General features: G+C 52.3%; 1 protein-coding gene. It reads right to left on the bottom strand.

The annotated features are described in order from the left end of the window. Nucleotides 1-2,540 (bottom strand): AAA family ATPase (locus KDK17_RS17970; RefSeq protein WP_257288712.1); only part of this gene is annotated, 2,540 nt, incomplete at both ends.

Raw genomic sequence — 2,540 nt, 5'->3', positions numbered from 1 at the left:
GTGTCGCCTGACGACCGTCGTGTTTTCTGTTGAGATGATAAGCCTGCTGACAGCGACTTAAATCCTGTCCAAGCCGTTGCACCAGCTCACTGACTGCTGAACCGGATGTATCAAAGTCAGGTCGGGTTTGTTCGGTGAATTTTTTGAAGGCCTGCTGTATGTGGGGCAGGATGCTCTGATTATGAACTTTGTCGCTCAGGGTGTTGTCCGGGGAGTAACGGGCAGCAAACCTAAGCTCCAGCGCTGACAGTGCATCCTGATGAGTCTCGCTGATTTCAGGACCCAGCACATCGCGAAAACTTTGCTGGATCAAACCGTTCATTTGCTCACAGGTAACACTGTCACTGACGGGTAATGCACCATCCAGATACCAACCCACCCAGCTGCAGATATCCGTTAAATCCCTGGGGGTAAAGTCATGCTCTGGCAACAGTTCCTGATAATATTGCCAGAGCGCCATCACACTCCCGGTGGCACTTTGTGCAAGAGTGTCTATTTGATAGTCGGGCAGATGCGGTTGTAAATGCCTGATCAGAGCCGGTTCCACCACTCTGTCCCGAAGGAAAGCCCGGTTCAGGGTGGGGGAGTATGTCCTGGACAACTTCTCTTTCACGGTCGGGTCGAGCTGGCACCCGGCGTCATGGTCCGGGTTACTGGTGATAATTACCCGGTGTTTTGAGCTGACCCTGACAGGATGACTATTCACATAGATACAGGGCTCCGCTTCCCATAAGCCGTTCAATGACGCCAGCAGTCCGGTTTTGGTGAGGTTGGCTTCATCCAGAACCAGGGTGACATATTTTTCTTCAACATATTTTTTTTCAACATGGCGCCCGTCTTTGTGTTCGTCTTTGTCGGCCCGGATGTTGGCCCATTCCATCAGTACCTGGTTTTGCTGTTCCGCAGAGCAGTCGCCATCTCCGTGCTTTCGCCACTGCCAGCGTTTCATCAGGGCTTTTTCGCTGTCAGCAGGCCCAAGGGAAATGACCGAAGCCTGCCCTGAAGTCTTCGTCATTCTGGCGAAAAAATAACTTTTCCCGGTGCCGGTTTCTCCCTGCAGAAATATAACGGGTGAGTCCGCAAACCGGTCATAGAGTGAGGATAATCGACGGCTTTCACGATCCTTCTGATTCATCAGGCCGTGATAAAGATCGTGAGCTAGTGCTGACAAAGGCTGATCGGCGGAACCCTGCCACTCCAATGATTGAGACAGTCGACTTTCTATCTGTTCAATGCCTGCCGCGTCAGAATGTGCTGTTCTGGCAATATGAAAACAATCTCTGGCCAGAGCGTGAATGGCATCGGATCGGATCTGCCCCAATTGCAAGGGTAACTGCCAGCCGGAAGCCAGAGCATCTTGTAAACGTTTAATCTGTCTTGATGGTCTGATGGCCAAGCGCTGATAAGGCTCTGCTGCCGCCGGTTCGACGGCTAACTGATACGCTATTGCTGCTCGTTGTGCTTCAGGCGCATGGGCCAGGATGATGGCACAAAGCCTGTCCAGAATCTCTTCTTCACCCCGCACTGGAAATGGAGTTTCGTAGGACAGTTGTAATCCTGCAAATTGGCTGTCCTCAAGGACTGTCAGGTCAAAGGCTCTGGCCAGTGGCCACAGGTTCTGCTTCACAAACGCTCTATCCAACTGCGGGGCACTGCCGATGATGGCATTCAACCGATCCGGGTCTACCGAGGCAGTTTGATGCTGACCCGGCTCCTCATGAGCGTCGGGCAGTATGTGCCAACAGGCCACTTTCATAAAATCCCGCACTGCCGGATTCTGTCGGGTGTCGTGGGTGATGACGCTATTGATGGCCTTGCGCCAGTGTCGGGGCAGGAGCTTTGGGGACTGGTCGATCTGCTGTGCTCGCCGGGCAGCCAGTATCAGGTTATTTAATAACCCTTCGGTCAACTCAGGCAGTGGGTTACAAAGCTGGGCAGGTACGGTTTTAAACGCTTCGTAAAGTGCGTGAAGTGCTCGTTCTGGCAGCTCTGGCCGGGAGATACCATGATTGACTGCACTGATATCCCAGATATCCACCTCAGGACACGGTTTACCCCTGGCAACCATTGAACTGAATATCGAAGATGGGCTGTTCGCAGACTCAGGCCAAAGCAGGGTGATATGAGCTTGTGGGTAGGCTTGTAATTGGCCATTGACCAACAGCGGTTGTCCAACCATCAAGGGTTCCAGAAGCTGCTGAAGTGTTGGATTACTTTCCAGTCCCCACAATACAATCGGTTTGCCAGCAGTGAATGCCTCCTGCGACTCACTCTGACGCCGACCCAAATGTGCCTTTTGTTCTGAGGTGATTTGAATAGTATCAAATAGCTGACTGAAGCTGGTCTGTTCATTGACCTGAATCACCAGAGGTGCTGGCTGCTGGTGCTTTATCCAATGACTGGCCTGAGAAGGTTGCTGATACGTGACGGCATCGAAGGCAGCATGATCTCGAATGGAGTACTCATCTTTTTCTTCCAACCCCAGAGCTTCAGGCTGCTGTTTTGAATGAGCTACCTGAAGTCGGGGCTCCAGGCCTGTT

Origin of the sequence: Endozoicomonas sp. SESOKO2, from assembly GCF_024606245.1 — a bacterium.
GTDB lineage: Bacteria > Pseudomonadota > Gammaproteobacteria > Pseudomonadales > Endozoicomonadaceae > Endozoicomonas_A.
The sequence above is the reverse complement of the archived record's forward strand: the minus strand, read 5'-3'. Positions and strand labels throughout refer to the sequence as shown.